The sequence below is a fragment of the Acetomicrobium hydrogeniformans ATCC BAA-1850 genome (assembly GCF_000160455.2).
Lineage (GTDB): Bacteria > Synergistota > Synergistia > Synergistales > Acetomicrobiaceae > Acetomicrobium > Acetomicrobium thermoterrenum.
The window spans coordinates 1-15011 of the sequence record NZ_ACJX03000001.1; the positions used below are offsets into that span (position 1 = coordinate 1).

Below are 15011 nucleotides of genomic sequence, written 5' to 3' on the forward strand. Positions count from 1 at the left end.
TGGCCTTTATCCTCGTTATGACCCTTCTTCCGCCTTCAAGTTTCACGGCGTCCATGTCGGCTTCCTTTAAAAACCTTCCTGCGTTATACACGGCGTCTTCGTCGGATATCTGGTATGACATGAAGGGCATATCGCCTATGCAAAAAGTATTAGGAGCACCTCTTCGTACTGCCTTACAGCAGGTGATGCATTCTTCCATCGTCACAGGTACGGTTCCCTTGTAGCCAAGCAATACCATCCCTAAGCTGTCTCCTACGAGTATCATGTCCATCCCTGCCTGTTCGGCAAAGGATGCCGTGGGAAAGTCATAAGCAGTTATCCATGCTACGGGCTCTCCCTTTTCCTTCATCTTCATGAAGTCGAGACGTGATTTCTTTGACATGTAGATCCCGCCTTTCGTGCGTTTGTGGTTTTATTTACGTGCTTCATGGTTTTTAATTGAAAATTTAATGAATGCACTCCAAAAAATTGATGTCAAATAAAATGATTGTGCCGATATACGCTACAATGTTTCTCTATATGCTACGTCTATAGCATAGCATGAAAATATTTATTTTGTCAACAGCAAGATGTAAAAATATATCTTTCTGGTTTCATAGTAAAGTGATCTTTTAGGGTGGTTGGTTCTTACAAACAACAATCATTTAGGTACTTCAACTGTTTTAAATTGTTCTAGCAATTTATCAGGGTTTACTCTCATAAAACCACATAATAGTGATAGACCTTGGAGGCTAGCCATAAACCCATTATTGAAGTCGGAATGACGTTTTCGAGAAACTACGGCATACCCGTAATCCCAAGCAGTGCGATCAAGGGCTCCCTGGCACATTATCTTAAAAATAACGGCTTATTGGGCGAGCATTTTAAAGACCTTTTTGGCGAAGACACAAAAGAAAGCGAAGATTCCGAAAACGTGCGAGGATGCCTGATATTCCTGGAGGCCATACCAAAAAGCGACTTAAAGTTCGGCGTTGACATAGTAAACAACCACTTTAAGCCATATTACATGAACTCCGACTACCCTCCGAACGATTGGTACAACCCCGTCCCCGTTACGTACATAACGATCTCGGAAGGAACATTCAGATTTACGCTATTAAAAGACAATACGCAAAATACGCTTCCCAACGAAATTTTTGCCGATGTATCAAAACACCTAAAGCAGATGCTCAGCGAATCAGGCATTGGCGCTAAGACCAATTACGGTTACGGCAGGTTCAAAAGTTCCGGGGTCGGATCTTGAATCTTGAATTTTAATTTAACAGGTTAACATAAAAAGGATTTTAGGTTTCACAAATGCCACCGAGATCAGCGCCTGTTGAGGGCGGGCTCAATGGTATTTGTATGTTTATCAAATATACGATGCGTACAATAGGGGTTAATCAATAACAGTAGGGTTTAATATTTTAAATTAATCATTCTAGGATTTGGCTCTAAGGACAACTTCGGCTGCGGCATAAAGTTTAGATTTGTCGGTGACGGAGCAGGTCAACTTTTCGTCAGAAAATGACAAGCCGAATTTGCGGCGCAATAGTCTTATAAGCACATCTTGCTTGCCCTTTATTCGTCATTCAAGATCCGTCCCTAGAACTAGAAATGCCAATATTGTAAAAGAGTGGAATAAAATTCTTCAATGTCTTTTAGATTATTTCCGAGTATGGATTTTAAGATATTTAAGTCGAGCGCTTGGTAATTATAGACCGCTATATTTCGAAACCCTGTCATTTTGAGCATTCTTGAGGCAAGCTCTGCGCCTATTACTCCCCTTTCCTTTAAGATGACGAAGTTATCTCTGACGCTTTCGGGAAGGCCTAAATACTCCGATGCCACAGCGTGGGCCGCCAGGTCTATGCAGGCTTGAATTGCACGCTGCAGGTTAAGGACGAATATATCCTGCTTATCAATATCATCAAGGCTTTCGGGATCAAGCCCCGTAACGTCACGGATTCTGTCAAGACACCTTTGTATAGTAGCAACCTTCGCCAAAACTATGTCCTTGTCAGGCATAAAGCCGCCTCCTTAGGATGTTTTCTTCAATTTCCCTGCGGCAATACTTTAAGTCGTCATACTCATTTACCGTAGAAACAAAAAACTGCTCGTAAGCTCCTTTTTCAGCATGCAATAAGATGCCCGTTTTTAACGCCTGCATCTTCATCACCGGACCGACGCTATCAAGGACTACAAGGTCTACGTCTACTCCAACTAACTCAGTGAGCTGTTCTTTCAAGTCTAAGACTTGCTTGACATTAAAGCGCCTTCCAAAAAGCACGGCAATATCCACATCGCTATCTGGCCTAGCTGTCCCCATAGCGTAAGAGCCAATCAGAAAGGCCAGTTTTATGTCTTGCATGGCAAAAAAGTCGCGTAGTTTCGCTTCAATTTCCTTTTTGTTTTCTTTTTTCATAATGACCGCCTTCCTTTTTCGACACGAAAAGGACATTATAAATTAAAGTCTTGCTCGTGTTTGCAAAAATATTATAACAGCTCAAGCAGCTTTAAAACCTCGTAAATGCCTTGGGGGCTAGCTTAAAGCGATTGTTAAAAGCTGCTCATATATCTAAAAACGAGCCTATCCCCCTCCGGCCTGTTTTCCGCATCGTCTTCGAAATAGTAATTCACAATGTAGGTGCTCGACCTGTCTCCATACATGATACCGGGGCCAATGCCGAAGACTTTCTCACGCGAATCTGGTACGCCTACTCCATCAATTCAAGATTAAAGATCCGACCCCAGAACCCGTACTATTATCAATTTGAGGTACTCACTACTCACTGGACCACTGGGTGGCGAAAATAAGGTGGTCGGTCCGGTGGTTTTATGAAACGTTTCCTGTTTCAAGGTGCCGACTGGGGACGAGCTGATGCAAAACTGGAGAAAAAGGGCTTGCAAAAAACAGCTTGATCCCTATGCCGATCGATTCAAAATTCTTTACCTTCTCATCGATATCATCGACGGCTATGCGGATGTGATGGATCTTTTCGAAAGGATATGTCATCTTTCTTCTCTCTCCTGTAATTAGTTAATGTATAGATTGAGCATTGCTTGCCGATGGGCAAATATCCCTCATGTTGCATTCGTTACAAAGTGGCTTCTTCGGCTTACACCACTTTCGCCCGATTTCCCAGCAGGAGAAATCAAAAATACCTGGGAACTGTGGGTAGAGAGCCCTTGCTTTATAAACGACCTGCTCTACGGTCGGGTCTGGATTACAAAAACCCAGTCGTGCGAAGACCCTCTTGACATGAACATCTGCGGAAATGTCTATGGAATAATAATCAGCAAATGGAACCTTGAACTCTCGGGCCAGAATGTTTGCCGCCATACTTGCTATTTTGGGCCCGATTCCATCGAACTCAAGAAACCGATAAATTACTTCCGCACTTGACGGTTTCCCCTTCCATATCAGGGAAGCATCGCCGCCATAAACATCTCTGATGCGGGTGATTCCTAAATAAAACAGTCTGCTCATTATGTCCACGAAACGATGGAGAGCCTCCGGTTCTGACATTAACCTATGGATTTCCAAAAGAGAAAGACCTGAAAGTGCTTGAAATGAATAGTCTCCGATTTTCTTATGGATAAGATAGGGAATCAACCATGCCCGCTCCGACTTAATCTGCCTGTCCATGATGCAGGCAAGAACGAAAAAATGAGGATGTTCATCAATATCGTTAAGCAGTTCATCCGCTTCAGGAACTTTTGTAAAAGCGTTAAACTCTTTTTGAGCATGGAACATTTCCTGTCCCAGACCCAAAAGACGATCGCGGATAAGTATTCCTTTGGCACCCAAATCTTGAGAGGTCGAAAAACTATCGTCCGGCGAAGTTGAGCCTTCATTGCCTTTTCCGCCTATCTTCTTTAAATTACCTAAAAGTTTTTTGACACTCAAATCAAACCACTCCTATTCATAGGACCTGTAGTTAGGGGAAATCGCGGAATCGATTCTATAATTTTTCTGCCTTCTGTTCGCTGTTCGTCCAAGTGGATCAGCTCCCAGTAGTGAGCAAATTATTGAGCATCTTTTGGTCAACTATCCCACTTTCTCTTTATATCAGACCACTTCAAACTCAATTTCCTTGTGCTTTTGTTGTGGATTTCAAAACCATAATATGCCGCTCGTTCCTTCATTCCAGAAAGAGCTCAACATTGTATCGGTGCTTGATATCCTGAACTCTATAGAGCAACGTGCTAAATCAAAAACCTCTTGATCTTTCAGAAATCACTCCTGCTCAAAATAAAACCTAGCATTCAGACATAAACCAAGGTTTGTTCGCCACCCATGAAAAATGAAGCAAATTGACTCGAATTGAATGAGAAAACAGTCCAATATATCTTGTTTAAAGATTCTAATTCACAAGGTTTCAAACCACTTTTTGATGCGCATGGCCATCAAATGCCTACGCTCTTCAAGAAAACTTTCGTAGTCTGGTACTTCTCCATCAAGCATCGATTCCGGGATGCAGTTCAAAGTTCATTCGACGTCCAAAGGGATGTCTTTTTCTTTGGCGTACTCTTCTATAGTTCTAGTACGACCTTCCTTATACTCCTTGACAGCTTCTTCAGCTAAGGCGTCAAAAGGACTCACCGCAGGGGCTATCTGCAATCGGTTACTTTGCGGATCATACTTGAAGAACAACGTGTCGCCCGCTTTTACTCCCAAGGCCTTTCTCATGCTCCTGGGCAAAGTAATGCGACCTTTGTCGTCTATTCTTACAGCCACTTCTTTTGTGTCAGCCATCTTCTACCCCCCTTAGTGGGAAAATCCCACTAATTGATGGTTTAATTATATACAACGGACTCTGCCTGTCAAGTAAAAAACTTTGGGGTCAAGTCTTTAGTTTTGAATTTTATGTTTACAGCATGCCATTTTAACGATATGCTATGGTGTAATACATTATTATACTTTACTGCTATATTATTATGGAGAATGTGTTTCCTTGGTTTCGAGTTATAATAAAATAAAAAAAGCAACCAGTTTAGATCTCATATGGGATTTGGCACGTGCAACTAAAACAAACAGAGGGATTATACTTCGTAGAAGAATTAAGGCTGGATATCCGTTAAAATCAAATAAGGAAGCCTTAACTTTTTGGGAGGGCGTTAAAAATAATGAGGAAATTAAACTATGATGAGTATATAGAAAAAATGCGAAAGCAGTCCCTGCACTTGCATGTAGCAAGCGATGCCCACAGAGGCAAGCCGTTACGCTTAAGAAAAGCACGTGATCCCGAAGAAAACGTCGTTTTATTTTTGCTGGACTATAACCGTTGGCAGAAGGCTTTGGCCAGCGGGGAGATCGAAAAGCTTGGCCCGCGGAGGTATCGCATGAAATGGACGAAGGAATAAAAAATATCCTTAATGCTTTAAAGAAAGAAAACGACCCACTTCGCAAAGCTCTAGGAGTGGTTGCCTTGCTAACGGAAGCTCTTGAGCCCGAAGGCATAAGGCCAATTTTGGTCGGCGGAGTCGCCCTGGAATTTTACACCTTAGGCGGTTATGCTACAAAGGATATCGACTTAGTGGTAAGCGACAGAGAAAAGGTAAAGATGGTGCTTGGAAACTTGGGATTTATGCATAGGATGGGCGAAAGGCATTGGTATTCCACAGAACTTGATGTCGCTATCGAGATCCCTGACGAGGTCTTGGCCGGTTCGCCGGAAAAATTGACCGTCCTAGAGATTGACGGCAAAAATGTCTACATCATAGGCATAGAAGACCTAATAATCGACCGCCTGTCTGCAGCCAAGTTTTGGCAAAGTTCAAGCGACTTTGAATGGGCCGTCAAAATCATAGCGCTGCATGCAGAAGACATGGATTTCGACTATTTAAAAAAGGCAGCTAAGGAACACGACGTAAAAGACATTTTAAAAGAAGCCTTAAAAGAAAGCAAAGGTCTTAGACCGCTCAAAGATGTGTAGGAACCGGAGATACTGATATGACTTCATTTCGCGCAACATTCATGTGAAGCTGAGTCCCAGTTTTTATTAATAATTCGCATCATAAACTTCTATAGCAATCAACAACACTTGAGACGTTTCAAAGACTTTCGCCGTTGATGAGGCGCCTTAAAACGATTCCAAAGAACAGCGATAACTGCTAGGCTTTATGCTCATGTCACTGTAAATCTTCCGCCAGTTACGATCCTCGGATGTTTTGACAGCTCCTCCGTCTGAGTAGTGCAAATACCCGAGGGTCAGGTCGTTAGTTTTGAATTTCAATATAGTAATTTAATTAAATAGAACGATCACCTTACACTCTATCAATAGGCGTTATTCTATTTAAATACCACAAACGAAATGTGCATAGAAAGTTTATTGAACGCGTACTGAAGACGTAAGCCGCAGGGTCATTAAACCCCACTGATTTAGTTCTTTTGAAAAACGTATTTTAAGATATATGGCATTTTTCGTTTTGCAAAAGAACAAATATATGATAAAATCGTTCTACGACAGAACGAAAAGGAGAATATCATGACCTTGCAAGATTTGCTATCAAAACTGCAAGAAATACAGGCCCGCCTCGTTTTAAACTTGCCGAAGCGTTTGCGACCGTATTTCGACGCCCTTGACCTGTCGGCCAGGGGGTTGCTTGTGCTGGGCCCCAGGGGCGTGGGAAAGACGACGTTAGCGCTGTCAAGGTCGAAGGGAATGCTTTACATCCCAGCGGACAATCCCTTGGTGGCGCCCTTTAAGCTGTGGGATATATGCGAGGCGGCCTTCGGAGCCGGCTACGACGGTGTTATCGTAGACGAAGTGCATTACGCTCGCGAATGGGCCGTGCACCTAAAGGCGCTTTACGACGCCTTCCCCGGCAAAAGGATCTGGGCCACTGACAGCAGCAGTGCATCGCTTGAAAGTGGCGTTTCCGACCTATCGCGCAGGTTCGTTCAAATCAGGGTTCCCCTTCTTTCGTTCAGGGAATTCATCGCCCTAAAACACGATCGCCTCTTTCCCGTGATCGACCCATTCAACCCAGACATACCCTCGGTCCAGGGCGTAATAAATGCCATAAACCCACTGGCGGCCTTCGGGGAATATTTGCGCCAAGGACTTCGACCTTTTTTCCTCGAGGGACATTACGCGGAGAGGTTGAAAAACGTGCTGGACAAAATGGTGTTCTCGGATGTGCCCTTTTGGACGCCACAAATCTCGGAAAACCACCTTCGGCTCATGCAAGCAATAGTTGGCCATCTTGCCATGTCGCCAATTCCTGTAATTAGCGTGGAGTCGCTAACGCGCGAGTGGGGTGTCGGTAAGGTAAAGCTATACGATCTCATTGAAGTAATGATGCGTATATGTCTTATTCGCGTCATCGAAAGAAAAGGCGCGGCTTCCAAGCTTCACCTTCGAGGAGCGAAGCTCTTTTTCTACGACCCGTCGACTTACTATGTCTTAAATGGAAACACGGCAAACGTGCGGGAGGCATTCGTCGCCTGCTCGCTCGAAGAAGCAGGTAGAAGCGTCTTTGCAGCAGATGATGAAAGGATTTGCGACTTTGTCGTCGACGGCGTAACTTTGGAAGTCGGCGGCAAGAGCAAATTGGGCAAAGCCGCAGATTTCGTCGTAAGAGACGGCCTTGACGTGCCCCTGCCTGGCGTGATTCCCATGTGGCTGCTTGGGATGATGTATTAAGTGAAACGGCGAAAACAAGGCCTTGAGTTTGCAAATCAAAACAGGATTTTGTTTAAAACATACTGCCCAAGCACCCTCAAGGCTTCCCCTTTGAAACAAAATTAAACTGCTAAATTAAAATTCAAGATTAAAGACGTGACCCCAATACCCTTATTGCGTTAAAGACAGCTATCAGTGTGACGCCCACGTCTGCAAAGACTGCTGCCCACATGGTGGCTATCCCTAAGGCGCCAAGGGCTAAGACGGCACCTTTGACGCCCAGGGCGATGGCGATGTTTTGCCTGGCTATGCCAAGCGTTCGCTTGGCTATTTTAATGGCGACTGGGACTTTTGACGGTTCGTCCGTCATTATGACCACGTCGGCTGCCTCGATGGCGGCGTCCGACCCCAGTCCTCCCATGGCGATGCCCACATCCGCCCGCGCCAGCACGGGAGCGTCATTTATGCCGTCTCCGACGAAGATGAGCTTTCCCTTCGCGGATTTGCCCGCCATGAGATCCTCCACCTTTTGCACCTTATCCGCGGGAAGCAGCCCGCCGTAGGCCTCGTCGATGCCAAGATGAGAGGCCACGCTTTCAGCTACGGACTTTGCATCACCCGTGAGCATTACGACCTTTTTTACCTTTTGGGCCTTCAGCTCGCTGACGGCTTTGGTTGCGTCTTCCTTGATAGCGTCTCCTATTACGATATAGCCTTTGTATTCGCCGTCGACCGCGACGTGCACCACCGTTGCAGCGTCGACAAGGTCTTCGGCTGATATGGATATGTCAAGCATCTGCATCATCTTGGCGTTTCCCGCCGCAACGAAGCGGCCGTCGACGGTGGCGGTGACGCCCTGCCCAGGGATTTCTTTGACGTTTGAAATGAGTGCGGCATCGACTTCTTTGCCATATGCCCGCCTGATCGAAAGGGAAATGGGATGATTTGAAAAGCTTTCGGCGCAGGCGGCGAACTTTAAAATTTCTTCATTATTATACATGTCTTGTGAGACGACTTCTTGTACCTTGAAAGTCCCTTTGGTGAGCGTGCCGGTTTTGTCGAAGACGGCAACTTCCGCATCGGCCAGCGCTTCCAAGTAGTTGCTTCCCTTCACGAGGATGCCCTTTCTTGCCGCAGCGCCAAGCCCGCCAAAGAAGCTCAAGGGTATGGAGATCACCAGCGCGCAAGGGCATGAAATTACGAGAAAGACCAGTGCCCTATAGATCCAGTCGCCAAATGCCGCGCCTCCAAGCGCTAGAGGCGGGACGACGGCTATGAACGCCGCTCCGCCCACCACGGCAGGCGTATAAAAGCGGGCAAACTTGGTGATGAAGTTCTCATGTTTTGACTTTTTGGCGGAGGCGTTTTCGACTAAATCCAGGATTTTTGATGCCGTCGATTCGCTGAATACCTTTTTGACCCGTGCGACGAGCAGGCCGTTTAAATTGACGGACCCGCTTAGCAGTTCGTCGCCTTCGCGTACAGCTTTGGGCATCGATTCACCGGTCAGAGGCGAGGTATCAAGGCTTGAGCTACCCTCCATGACCACGCAGTCTAAGGGCACCTTCTCTCCCGGTTTTATGACAATGACGTCGCCAATGTTTACTTCGTCGGGATCGACGCGATCTATAACGTTGCCTATTTTAATGTTTGCATAATCGGGGCGTATGTTCATGAGCTCGGCGATGGATCTTCGCGACTTGTCCACTGCTCTGTCTTGAAATAGCATGCCGATCTTGTAAAAAAGCATCACGGCGACAGCTTCGCTGTACTGTCCGATGCAGAAGGCCCCGATCGTGGCAACGCTCATCAGGAAGTTTTCGTCGAAGATCTGCCTGCGCGAGATGTTTCTTGCCGCCCGTAAAATCACGTCGCCGCCGGCTACCGCGTAGGCAGCTAAAAAAAGCAACAGCCGGGCTGTGTTTTCAGCTTCCAGTAATAGGGCAAAAAGGAAAAGCCCCAACCCTATGACTATCTCAGCGATCCTCTTTTGGTGCGGCGAAATAGGCATCGTTAGGCCTTCTTTACCACCACGTCCGGCTCGTATCTTGCAACAATCCCCTGTGCTGCTTTGACGATTTCGTCAAATCTTGAATCGTCACCTTCGATGACCATCTTAGTGGTCATGAAATTTACGGATGCAAAGTTGACGCCCTCCAAAGCTTTGATCTCCCTTTCTATCTTTTCCGCGCAGTTTACGCAGTTTAGTCCCTCGAGCTTAAATGCCCTTTTCATGCCGACGCCTCCTTTTTAGGCTAAACGTTTTTTGGCTTTACAATTGAACGTCTCTTCAACTGTCAAGGCAATTATAGTTGAGTGATCGTTCAACCGTCAAGGTCGTAAGGTCTTTTTTAAGAAAATATCGGCGGAAACGTGCAAGAAACGTCGAAACATGGCGAAAATATCCGCTTTTTCAACGCTCGGGTTAATGATAGAATACAATCGACCGATACTTGCAGGGGCATTACATCTTTTTGATTGACGTTACTAGCTAAATTTTAGTCAATCGGAGGCAAGGGCATGAAAAAGGACGAAATGGTCTGCGACTGCGACGTCATCCACGAGGAGGTGGTCGACGCAGTCAGAAAAAAACTGCCCGACGAAAGGGAGCTTTACGATTTATCGGATTTCTTCAAGGTCCTGGGCGACAGCACGAGGGCAAAAATTATGTGGGCCCTCGATGAAAGCGAGATGTGCGTCTGCGACCTGGCCGTGCTTTTGGGCATGACGAAGTCTGCCGTCTCCCACCAGCTGCGCTCGCTTCGGGAGGCAAACCTCGTAAAAAACAGGCGCGAGGGGAAAAACGTGTTCTACTCCCTCGCCGACGACCACGTCAAACAAATATTCGAGAAGGGCCTCGAACACATCCGCGAGAAAAAAGACTAAATTCCCGAGGTCGGATCTTTAATCTTGAATTTTAAGGTCCCGGGGTCGGATATGACCCCGGTGCTTTTATACGTCCAGCGCCTGTGGCGTAGCTTTGTTTAGGATTCCCTTCGCCCTAACCTTGCATCCAATTGCCTCAAGATGGCATGAAAGCAGGTCTAAAGCTTTTTCTACTTCCGGTGCGTCGGATTCCTGGGCTGCATCGACGAAAAAGAGCGCACTTTTTGTTTCTTGAGTCACGGCGCATAACCTGCTGTCGCGGTGATTCCACAGCCAACAGCAAATCTTTTCCTCGTCGGCATAGACGATGTGGGTGTCTTTGACGGTAATTTCATCATTTGAACCGAGGGGAAGAAATATCTCACCTGTTTTGCCATACCTCAGCGTGAGGTCGCCTCTAAGCTTATGTACATCATAAGCTCCCATGGGAAGCAGCGTCATGACGGAGACACAGTTGTAGCAATCGACCACGCTTGAAACGTTCCAAAGACTTTCGCCCTTGATGACGCGCCTCAAAAGCGCCTCCAAAGAGCAACGGCAGCTGTTGGGTTTAACGCCCATGTCGCTGTAGATCTTCCTCCAGTTTGCGATCCTCGGATGTTTTGACAGCTCCTCTGTTTTAAATAAGCCGTATTCCTGCACGATCCGTGGCAGCTTTGGCTTGAAGGCTTCTACGTAGTCATTTCTTGTCTCTACTACCACGTGAGCATAAAGCCAACCAATATGGGTGCCGGGATAATTTTTCAATATCTCCGGAGCTATTGTGATCTTCATGATTTCCTCCTATTAGAAGTTCGCAGATGAAAGCGGGAATTCTCTTTTAACGGAATCGCTAAGTTTTTGCAACATATACTGTTTCCCCTTGACGATCAAAAGTAATATGGCTACAATGTTATCACAAACAGGAGGTGTTTGAATTGAGGCGCGTTTGCGATTCGTCAATTCGGGTAAGAATAGACAGCGACACAAAAGAGCGAGCATCAAAAGCGCTGGACAGAATGGGCCTTTCGGTCTCTGATGCCGTTCGCTTGCTATTGGTTCGAATAGCCGAAGACGGTCGATTTCCCTTCGATCTAGAGGTGCCAAACGCCAGAACGAGAAAGGCAATGGTCGAGCTTGAACAAGGAGGCGGAATATCCAAAGGTTCCATCGAAGATGCGTTTGCAGATTTAGGGCTCTAAATGTTAGATATTCGATACTCTTCGCAGTTCAAAAAGGACATTCGTCGTATAAAACGGCAGGGCAAAGATTTGGAGAAGTTGCGAGAGGCGATTTCGCTCCTTGCCCAAGGAGAAGCTTTGCCAGCACATTATTTAGATCACTCTTTACGTGGGCAGTGGAATAAGTATCGAGAAATTCATATTGATAACGATTGGCTTCTTATATACAGAAAAACAGCAAAAGAGCTGCTTTTAGTTTCAACAGGTTCACATTCTGAACTTTTTGATCGATAGGAATAAGATCTTTTATCCTCATTCAGGCGTATCGGAACAAACAGTACTACCCTGTTAAACTAAAATTCAAGATTAATGATCCGACCCCTAAATCCCTCCAACTTTTTCGCTACATCTTTTCCGGAAAGGTTAGGCAGTTTGCTCATCAGAAAGAGATATCTCTACGACATCGACAATAACATCGCTTTGCGGGATTTCATCGCCAAATTGCTCGGAAACTTCTATCCACCCTTTTATGGCTTCCTTCACATTCGCAAGCGCTTCTTCGTAGGTATCACCTTCGCTAATACACCCAGGAAGCGAAGGGACATACACAGTATAACCGCCCTCTTCCGCAGGCTCGAAGATAACTTTATAAGCTCGAGTTTTACTCATCATCTCAATACACCTCTTCAATAATACCTAACTGGGGTCACATCTTTAGTTTTGAATCTTGGCATTTTCAGGAACCCCCGTTATACCTTTACCGTTACACCTTTAAAGGTATTCGGCCGGAAAATTCAAGATTAAAGATCCGATCCCAATGCAAGTAATTATTCTAGCTTTTTCTCCTTTTTGGCTTGGGGAGGTTGGAAATACCGGCTTTGTTTAGGTTATCATGAATTTGGAGCTTTAACATCAACGAATAACCTCTGGAATGATATATCTTATCATAGATTTCTCTAAGCTTTTGATCAGATATTTTACCTTTAATTTGGATTTTTTGAGACTCCAGGTTCTCTAAAAAGATATCTTGGGGAATCACTAAGTCTCCATGAGCTAAATCTAAAATACATTCTTCGGTAAAACCAAACCCCTCATTCGGACTAAACCGAATGAATGGATTTTCCGCCCGCCTTTCGCCTGGCTCGTAATATTGCGTCTGAGTAGTTGTGGTTGGAGCAATTATCATAACAGAAGACGTGTCATCAAATGGATCCGGGTTGTCTTTATACTCTCCCAGATAGATAAACCAGCGTCGCTTTGTCTCTTCTATTGAATAAGGATATTGTTCCCAGATAAAGACATCGCCCACATCCATGACAAATCACTGGCAGGAAACTAAGAAATAGCTTTTTTTGCTTCTTCAATATCTTTCATGCCCTTGTAAACCAAAAAATACTCCTCTTCGGGCGTTAATTCATTCTCGCTCTTTTTAGAAAGATCATCAAATTCGTCTTCATATCTCATTGGCATTCTGCCCCTTTCATATTCTATGGCAATATCCCAGGCTTTATTCCAAGCTTTGATCTCCTTGTGAGCATTTGCTATTAGGTTATCAAGATTGACGCCATCCCTTGTATAGTCGTCCAAAATCTCTTCCATTAAATCTATTTCATCGTCAGCAAAATAATCAAGGTTTGGCTTACTTACCGGTTCAACTCTAAATCCTCCGTCAGCCGTCTCGATAAATTTAAACTTTTTAAATCTTAAACAGGAGCGAGAATTGTATAAAATATTTGGAACGGGCCCAAATTTCATAGCATCATATTCCAAGCCAATACATGGAACACCTGTCTTTTTAAGCGAACGAAAATCGAGAAGTGCAAGAAACTTATATATCCAAGTTTGGCGTGGATAATATCCCTTTCGCCTATTAAATTCAAAAGCAAAATAAGCTACAGCATTCTCAAACTTCTGCTTCCTAAAAGGGATCATTTTATTATATCCCCCCTCCCCCATATACAATTACGATTATATTTAAGAGGTAAATCAATAGAAAGTTGGATAGCCAGTGTTAACTTAATTCATCATTACCGAGGTTTATCTCCGGAAGCTTCAATACCCTCATAGTATATCCTCTGCCAACATATATAATTATAATCCAAACAATAATAAGCGAAACCAGTCATCACTGGTTAACCATGCATCTATGCCAAGTTCGTTTCGTCTATTTACTGCCCAAGCAGCTTTAAAACTTCCTCCTTCGATTTGGCGTCAAATATGGCTTCGGCCGCGGCGTCGAGTTTAGCTTCGTCGGTGACGGAGCGGATTATCTTTTCGTCAGAAGACGAAAGGCCAAATTTTCTGCGCAACAGCTTTATAAGCAGATCTTGTTTTCCTTTGATTGTACCTATGATTGTACCTTTAATCTCGCCTCTTTTTTCGCCCTCTATTTTGCCTCTTTCTTCCCCTTGCTTTATCAGCTTTTCTGCAAAAGATGGCATAAGCTCTTCACCTCCAAGTTCTTTTACTATCCGTTGCATGGTGTCTTGGTCTACGTCGAGAGTGTAGAATAAATAAAGGATCAGTATTATCCTTTCTTCTTCGGACAGTTTTATTATAACAGCTATCCTTATGATTCCTTCTATATCATGTAAGGCTACAAGCTTCATCAAAAGGAGACTTGCCATCAAAAAGGGTGTGGACTTTGCTTTTTGTTCTATCTCGTCGTTAGGAATTTGGGTTAGGTCTACTAGTACATAATTGAATTCAGGAATGTAAGGTTTTATGGATTCACCAATATTTTGAAACTGTCCTTGAAAATGAGTCGTAACGTTCCAGCTTGAAGAGCCGTGATAGATGACTACGGGAATTATAGGTGTAAGTGGTACGTTTTTCTTTCTCTGTTCATCCCACGTTACGGTCATATAGCTTAGTATTTGAAGTAAAACTCCGGGATCAGGGTATGACTTGTGTTCAAATACGAAGTAAAGCTGCCCTTTTGTGTCTGATATATAGCATTCTACAGCTATGTCCATGTAGTACTTGTTATAGCCTTTAACTTTCTCGGTGGGGATTAGTTTCATTTCCTTTAAATCTATCTGGCTTGAAATGTCTTTTGGTAGGAACTCCTTTATAAATTGTCTTACGTTTGCTTCATCTGACATTACCCTTTTAAAAAGCCTGTCGTGGGGGTCTTTAGGAGTTAGGTCGTCTTTTAGCAAAGGTGAAACCTCCTTTAAAAGAAATTGGGCAATATAATTTAGTAGCTTAAAATAACATTAATATGCCTGCTAAAAAAGCAAGCCTATATTGCATTACTTGCTAATGATATCACAAAAGAACACCTAAGGTAACTTGATCTTTACTCTAAATTATGTCTTGGGCATTTACATACGAAAGAGACAATTAAGCATTT

21 protein-coding genes are annotated in these 15011 nt (G+C 44.4%); 7 read left to right on the top strand and 14 right to left on the bottom strand.

Translation table 11 applies throughout. The features are described 5' to 3' along the window. Positions 1-382, bottom strand: a 382-nt coding sequence (locus HMPREF1705_RS00005) for a 3-methyl-2-oxobutanoate hydroxymethyltransferase (RefSeq protein ID WP_131725242.1), incomplete at its 3' end; no start/stop codon positions are given. 342 nt (positions 383-724) lie between these two features. On the opposite strand from HMPREF1705_RS00005, the gene cmr6 reads away from it, so the two are divergent. Next, the gene (cmr6, locus tag HMPREF1705_RS00010; RefSeq protein ID WP_131725243.1) at positions 725-1243 is read left to right on the top strand and encodes a type III-B CRISPR module RAMP protein Cmr6; all 519 of its coding nucleotides are present in this window, start codon (positions 725-727) and stop codon (positions 1241-1243) included. Between the two features lie 347 nt (positions 1244-1590). On the opposite strand, the gene hepT is transcribed toward cmr6, so the two are convergent. The 6 genes from hepT to HMPREF1705_RS00035 all read right to left on the bottom strand — a co-directional run bounded on the left by hepT (position 1591) and on the right by HMPREF1705_RS00035 (position 4738). Next, complete coding sequence (gene hepT, locus HMPREF1705_RS00015) at positions 1591-2007, bottom strand: type VII toxin-antitoxin system HepT family RNase toxin (RefSeq protein ID WP_009200819.1); 417 nt, start codon at positions 2005-2007, stop codon at positions 1591-1593. Continuing rightward, entirely contained in the window at positions 2000-2404 is a 405-nt protein-coding gene (gene mntA, locus HMPREF1705_RS00020) for a type VII toxin-antitoxin system MntA family adenylyltransferase antitoxin (RefSeq protein WP_009200800.1), read from the bottom strand. The genes hepT and mntA overlap by 8 nt, the downstream gene beginning before the upstream one ends. A 134-nt stretch (positions 2405-2538) precedes the next feature. Further along, positions 2539-2709 carry a transporter gene (locus tag HMPREF1705_RS11215; protein ID WP_083489933.1) on the bottom strand — a complete coding sequence of 57 codons (171 nt, stop codon included), beginning with the start codon at positions 2707-2709 and terminating at the stop codon, positions 2539-2541. 106 nt (positions 2710-2815) lie between these two features. Next, positions 2816-2995, bottom strand: coding sequence for a glyoxalase (locus HMPREF1705_RS10965; RefSeq protein WP_009200799.1), 180 nt, complete (start codon positions 2993-2995; stop codon positions 2816-2818). Between the two features lie 24 nt (positions 2996-3019). Continuing rightward, positions 3020-3889, bottom strand: coding sequence for a hypothetical protein (locus HMPREF1705_RS00030; RefSeq protein ID WP_009200817.1), 870 nt, complete (start codon positions 3887-3889; stop codon positions 3020-3022). A 582-nt stretch (positions 3890-4471) separates the two neighbouring features. Further along, a complete protein-coding gene (locus HMPREF1705_RS00035; RefSeq protein WP_009200816.1) occupies positions 4472-4738 on the bottom strand; it encodes an AbrB/MazE/SpoVT family DNA-binding domain-containing protein in 267 nt (88 codons plus the stop codon). 371 nt (positions 4739-5109) lie between these two features. On the opposite strand from HMPREF1705_RS00035, the gene HMPREF1705_RS00045 reads away from it, so the two are divergent. The 3 genes from HMPREF1705_RS00045 to HMPREF1705_RS00055 all read left to right on the top strand — a co-directional run bounded on the left by HMPREF1705_RS00045 (position 5110) and on the right by HMPREF1705_RS00055 (position 7631). Then, positions 5110-5346 carry a hypothetical protein gene (locus tag HMPREF1705_RS00045; protein ID WP_009200814.1) on the top strand — a complete coding sequence of 79 codons (237 nt, stop codon included), beginning with the start codon at positions 5110-5112 and terminating at the stop codon, positions 5344-5346. After that, positions 5331-5918, top strand: coding sequence for a nucleotidyltransferase family protein (locus HMPREF1705_RS00050; RefSeq protein ID WP_009200813.1), 588 nt, complete (start codon positions 5331-5333; stop codon positions 5916-5918). Before HMPREF1705_RS00045 ends, HMPREF1705_RS00050 begins: the two co-directional genes overlap by 16 nt. 552 nt (positions 5919-6470) lie before the next feature. Next, positions 6471-7631: an ATP-binding protein gene (locus HMPREF1705_RS00055; protein ID WP_009200812.1), complete on the top strand. Its 1161-nt coding sequence runs from the start codon at positions 6471-6473 to the stop codon at positions 7629-7631. A gap of 127 nt (positions 7632-7758) precedes the next feature. On the opposite strand, the gene HMPREF1705_RS00060 is transcribed toward HMPREF1705_RS00055, so the two are convergent. Then, a complete protein-coding gene (locus tag HMPREF1705_RS00060) occupies positions 7759-9621 on the bottom strand; it encodes a heavy metal translocating P-type ATPase (RefSeq protein WP_057940603.1) in 1863 nt (620 codons plus the stop codon). A 2-nt stretch (positions 9622-9623) separates the two neighbouring features. After that, complete coding sequence (locus HMPREF1705_RS00065; protein WP_057940604.1) at positions 9624-9845, bottom strand: cation transporter; 222 nt, start codon at positions 9843-9845, stop codon at positions 9624-9626. A 285-nt stretch (positions 9846-10130) separates the two neighbouring features. Between HMPREF1705_RS00065 and HMPREF1705_RS00070 the strand changes: the two genes are divergently transcribed. Further along, the gene (locus HMPREF1705_RS00070) at positions 10131-10496 is read left to right on the top strand and encodes an ArsR/SmtB family transcription factor (protein ID WP_009200783.1); all 366 of its coding nucleotides are present in this window, start codon (positions 10131-10133) and stop codon (positions 10494-10496) included. A gap of 66 nt (positions 10497-10562) precedes the next feature. Here HMPREF1705_RS00070 and HMPREF1705_RS00075 read toward each other — a convergent pair whose 3' ends face one another. After that, positions 10563-11270: a B3/B4 domain-containing protein gene (locus tag HMPREF1705_RS00075; protein WP_057940605.1), complete on the bottom strand. Its 708-nt coding sequence runs from the start codon at positions 11268-11270 to the stop codon at positions 10563-10565. Positions 11271-11404: 134 nt separating this feature from the next. Here HMPREF1705_RS00075 and HMPREF1705_RS00080 point away from each other — a divergent pair, with 134 nt between their 5' ends. Together HMPREF1705_RS00080 and HMPREF1705_RS00085 are read left to right on the top strand one after the other, a co-directional pair. Next, complete coding sequence (locus tag HMPREF1705_RS00080; RefSeq protein ID WP_242603483.1) at positions 11405-11677, top strand: type II toxin-antitoxin system RelB/DinJ family antitoxin; 273 nt, start codon at positions 11405-11407, stop codon at positions 11675-11677. Next, a complete protein-coding gene (locus HMPREF1705_RS00085) occupies positions 11678-11950 on the top strand; it encodes a type II toxin-antitoxin system YafQ family toxin (RefSeq protein ID WP_009200780.1) in 273 nt (90 codons plus the stop codon). Between the two features lie 129 nt (positions 11951-12079). Here HMPREF1705_RS00085 and HMPREF1705_RS00090 read toward each other — a convergent pair whose 3' ends face one another. The 4 genes from HMPREF1705_RS00090 to HMPREF1705_RS00105 all read right to left on the bottom strand — a co-directional run bounded on the left by HMPREF1705_RS00090 (position 12080) and on the right by HMPREF1705_RS00105 (position 14817). After that, positions 12080-12328: a type II toxin-antitoxin system HicB family antitoxin gene (locus HMPREF1705_RS00090; RefSeq protein ID WP_009200779.1), complete on the bottom strand. Its 249-nt coding sequence runs from the start codon at positions 12326-12328 to the stop codon at positions 12080-12082. 160 nt (positions 12329-12488) lie between these two features. Continuing rightward, complete coding sequence (locus tag HMPREF1705_RS00095; protein ID WP_009200778.1) at positions 12489-12971, bottom strand: hypothetical protein; 483 nt, start codon at positions 12969-12971, stop codon at positions 12489-12491. Positions 12972-12991: 20 nt separating this feature from the next. Beyond that, on the bottom strand, positions 12992-13588 hold the full coding sequence (locus HMPREF1705_RS00100) for a Panacea domain-containing protein (RefSeq protein ID WP_040347891.1): 597 nt from the start codon (positions 13586-13588) through the stop codon (positions 12992-12994). Positions 13589-13824: 236 nt separating this feature from the next. Continuing rightward, complete coding sequence (locus HMPREF1705_RS00105; protein ID WP_009200776.1) at positions 13825-14817, bottom strand: Rpn family recombination-promoting nuclease/putative transposase; 993 nt, start codon at positions 14815-14817, stop codon at positions 13825-13827. Positions 14818-15011: the final 194 nt, after the last annotated feature.

Excerpts from the sequence above, each read along its gene's own strand:
- hepT (WP_009200819.1), bottom strand. The coding sequence starts at position 2,007 with ATGCCTGACAAGGACATAGTTTTGGCGAAGGTTGCTACTATACAAAGG.
- mntA (WP_009200800.1), bottom strand. The coding sequence starts at position 2,404 with ATGAAAAAAGAAAACAAAAAGGAAATTGAAGCGAAACTACGCGACTTT.
- HMPREF1705_RS10965 (WP_009200799.1), bottom strand. The coding sequence starts at position 2,995 with ATGACATATCCTTTCGAAAAGATCCATCACATCCGCATAGCCGTCGAT.
- HMPREF1705_RS00035 (WP_009200816.1), bottom strand. The coding sequence starts at position 4,738 with ATGGCTGACACAAAAGAAGTGGCTGTAAGAATAGACGACAAAGGTCGC.
- HMPREF1705_RS00045 (WP_009200814.1), top strand. The coding sequence starts at position 5,110 with ATGAGGAAATTAAACTATGATGAGTATATAGAAAAAATGCGAAAGCAG.
- HMPREF1705_RS00050 (WP_009200813.1), top strand. The coding sequence starts at position 5,331 with ATGGACGAAGGAATAAAAAATATCCTTAATGCTTTAAAGAAAGAAAAC.
- HMPREF1705_RS00055 (WP_009200812.1), top strand. The coding sequence starts at position 6,471 with ATGACCTTGCAAGATTTGCTATCAAAACTGCAAGAAATACAGGCCCGC.
- HMPREF1705_RS00060 (WP_057940603.1), bottom strand. The coding sequence starts at position 9,621 with ATGCCTATTTCGCCGCACCAAAAGAGGATCGCTGAGATAGTCATAGGG.
- HMPREF1705_RS00065 (WP_057940604.1), bottom strand. The coding sequence starts at position 9,845 with ATGAAAAGGGCATTTAAGCTCGAGGGACTAAACTGCGTAAACTGCGCG.
- HMPREF1705_RS00070 (WP_009200783.1), top strand. The coding sequence starts at position 10,131 with ATGAAAAAGGACGAAATGGTCTGCGACTGCGACGTCATCCACGAGGAG.
- HMPREF1705_RS00075 (WP_057940605.1), bottom strand. The coding sequence starts at position 11,270 with ATGAAGATCACAATAGCTCCGGAGATATTGAAAAATTATCCCGGCACC.
- HMPREF1705_RS00085 (WP_009200780.1), top strand. The coding sequence starts at position 11,678 with ATGTTAGATATTCGATACTCTTCGCAGTTCAAAAAGGACATTCGTCGT.
- HMPREF1705_RS00090 (WP_009200779.1), bottom strand. The coding sequence starts at position 12,328 with ATGATGAGTAAAACTCGAGCTTATAAAGTTATCTTCGAGCCTGCGGAA.
- HMPREF1705_RS00095 (WP_009200778.1), bottom strand. The coding sequence starts at position 12,971 with ATGGATGTGGGCGATGTCTTTATCTGGGAACAATATCCTTATTCAATA.
- HMPREF1705_RS00100 (WP_040347891.1), bottom strand. The coding sequence starts at position 13,588 with ATGATCCCTTTTAGGAAGCAGAAGTTTGAGAATGCTGTAGCTTATTTT.